This is a genomic window from Collinsella aerofaciens, from assembly GCF_964283865.1.
Classification (GTDB): Bacteria; Actinomycetota; Coriobacteriia; order Coriobacteriales; family Coriobacteriaceae; genus Collinsella.
The window spans coordinates 1-2,250 of the sequence record NZ_CAXYLS010000030.1; the positions used below are offsets into that span (position 1 = coordinate 1).

Annotated in this window: 2 protein-coding genes; both read left to right on the forward strand. The window is 67.8% G+C overall.

Translation table 11 applies throughout. The annotated features are described in order from the left end of the window. The first annotated feature begins 161 nt into the window (after positions 1-161). Positions 162-1,400, forward strand: a complete 1,239-nt coding sequence (istA, locus tag ACRX4W_RS09680; RefSeq protein WP_117655710.1) for an IS21 family transposase — start codon at positions 162-164, stop codon at positions 1,398-1,400. Further along, complete coding sequence (gene istB, locus ACRX4W_RS09685) at positions 1,397-2,185, forward strand: IS21-like element helper ATPase IstB (RefSeq protein ID WP_117774414.1); 789 nt, start codon at positions 1,397-1,399, stop codon at positions 2,183-2,185. The genes istA and istB overlap by 4 nt, the downstream gene beginning before the upstream one ends. Positions 2,186-2,250 lie beyond the last annotated feature (65 nt).

Genomic DNA, 2,250 nt, shown 5'->3' on the forward strand with positions numbered 1-2,250 from the left:
TGTTAGCGCTACTGTAAAAACAACCATTTTGACCAACGCTCAACAACCAATCATGCCAACGCAATCCCGCCATTTGCGCCAACGCATTTTCACCATTTCCACCAACGCCGGGGCTTACGCTTCGATCGACGAGCGAACGATGCTTTCGGGAGGAGCGGGCCGTGGCGGAGAAGAACCTGATCGGAGAGTTGGACATGTACAGGGAAGCGGGCATAAAGCCCAACTTCAGCGACATAGCGAAGCGCTACGGCAAGGACAGGCACACCGTGGCGTCGTACTGGAGGGCCGAGGGCGGGCGGCCCCACGACGGGCGCGGCGACAGGGCGGGCTCGTTCGACGCGCACATCGAGGAGGTGGCCGCCAAGGCGCAGCTGCCGGGAGTCACCAAGAAGGGCATCCACGAGTGGCTGCTGCACAGGTATCCCGGCGAGGACCTGGCCGGCTACAACGCCTTCACCCAGTTCATGCGCAAGAACGGCATCGCCGTCGGGGCCTCCGGCGGCCCGGAGCCGCACCCGCGCTTCGAGACGCCGCCCGGACTGCAGCTGCAGTTCGACTGGAAGGAGTCCGTCAAGATGGCGAACCGCGACGGCGAGCTGTTCGAGTTCAACGTGTTCGCGGCGACGCTGGGCCATTCCCGCAGGCACATATTCATCCGGTCGAGGACCAGGACGACCGACGACCTGGTCAGGTGCATGTACGCCACGATCGCGAGGCTCGGCGGCGTGCCGCGCGAGTGGGTCACGGACAACATGTCCGCCCTGGTGACGGTCAAGGGCGGCCGGCGCCTCAAGGTCCAGCGCGCGTACGAGTTCGCCAAGGCCGCCGGCTTCGAGCTGAAGCTGTGCCGCCCGCGCAGCCCCCAGACGAAGGGCAAGGTCGAGTCGTCGAACCGCTTCCTGTCGCGGCTCATGGCCTACCAGGGCGACTTCGACGGCTGGGACGACATCGACGAGATCGTCGCGCGGATCGAGGACGCCAGCAACTCCGAGCCCAACGAGACCACGGGGCTGCCTCCCTCCGCGCTGTTCATGGAGGAGAAGGACGCGCTGCTGCCCGTCGGCAACCTGCGCGCCCTCGAGGAGGCGATGGGCGACGTGGTGCGCGTGGCCAGGGTGCCGGCCACGATGCTGGTGAGCGCGCACGGCGAGCCCATGTCGGTGCCCAGGCGCTGCATCGGCAGGCCCGCCCGCATCGTCTGCATGCCCGGCGGCGCGATGGACTGCTACGTCGGCGGCGAGCTGGTGGCCACGCACGTGGCGGGCGGGCCGGCCTACGACCCGGCGCACTACGCCGAGGCCATGGCCGGCAAGCGGTGGTTCGGCGACGCCGCCGGCGACATCGAGGCGGCCGCCGCGGCCAACCTCGGCCTGCTCGACTCGATAGGGGGCTCGCTGTGAGCGCCGCCGTGCAGGCCAGCCCCCTCAACCGCCTGGCGGCCAACCTCGAGGAGCTGGGGCTCGAGGGCATGGCGTCGTCGGTGCCCGAGTACGTCAGGCTCGTCGCCGACGGGAGGAAGGGCCTGGTCGACGCCATGCTCGAGCTCACCGACGCCCAGATAGCCCTCAAGCGGCGCGCCGACGACGAGCGCCGCACGAGGATGGCCAACTTCCCCTACATAAAGACGCTGGCCGACTTCGACTGGGGCTTCCAGCCGAGCGTGCCGCGCGGGCTGGTCGAGCAGCTGGCCACGCTCGAGTTCATCGACCGCGGCGACAACGTCGTGCTCGTCGGCAGCCCGGGCGTCGGCAAGACCCACCTGTCGATAGCCATAGGCCACGAGGCGGTGATGGCCCGCAAGCAGGTGTACTTCGCCGACTGCTCGAGGCTGGTCGAGGACCTCAAGCACGCCTCGGCGAAGGAGGCGCTGGCGCGCAGGATGCGGTTCTACGAGCACTGCAGCCTGCTGATAATAGACGAGCTCGGCTACCTCGACATCGGCAAGGAGGGCGCCGACCTGCTGTTCCAGCTGGTCAACAGGCGCTACGCGCTAAAGCGGTCGACCGTCGTCACGACCAACGTGCCGGTGGGCAGGTGGGGCGACGTGTTCGGCAGCAACGTCACGGCCTCGGCGGTGGCCGACAGGCTTTGCCACCATTGCGCGATGATCAAGATAACGGGACGGTCGTACCGCCTGAAGGACGTATCCATCGGCGGCGAGGACGGGAAGGAGGAGGGAGCCTAGACGCCGAAAGCGGCGCATCCGCGTTGGCGAATCCGGCGCATCCGCGTTGGCGCGATTGGCGAAAA